Origin of the sequence: Caldivirga sp. MU80, from assembly GCF_001663375.1 — an archaeon.
Taxonomy (GTDB): Archaea; Thermoproteota; Thermoprotei; order Thermoproteales; family Thermocladiaceae; genus Caldivirga.
On record NZ_LCTF01000081.1, the window covers coordinates 1 to 419 of the forward strand.

The window sequence follows — 419 nt, forward strand, 5'->3', positions numbered from 1 at the left end:
GGCGCCTTAACGGAGAGGGAGGTGGAGTTGGCTAAGAAGATAACGAGTAATATTAAGAGCATTGAGATGATTAGGTTCGTTAACACGGGCACTGAGGCCGTTATGAATGCTGTTAGGTTAGCGAGGGGGTTCACGGGTAGGAAGTACATTGTTAAGTTTGAGGGCAACTACCACGGCGCCTTCGACTACGTCCTTGTTAAGGCTGGTAGTGGGGCAGCCACCTGGGGCGTGCCCACGAGTGCCGGCATCCTTGAGGAGGCCACTAAGTACACGCTAGTAGTCCCCTACAATGATACTGAGGCCCTTGAAAGGGTCTTCAGGGAGTACGGCAACGAAATAGCGCTACTGCTCGTGGAGCCAATAGCAGGCAACTACGGCCTAATAATACCGGACCAAGGCTTCATAAAGGCGACGAGGGA

1 protein-coding gene is annotated in these 419 nt (G+C 53.0%); it reads left to right on the forward strand.

Annotation, left to right across the window (positions count from 1 at the left end; genetic code table 11):
• On the forward strand, window positions 1-419 hold a 419-nt coding region (locus AAX04_RS11535; protein ID WP_156519859.1), incomplete at both ends, for an aminotransferase class III-fold pyridoxal phosphate-dependent enzyme.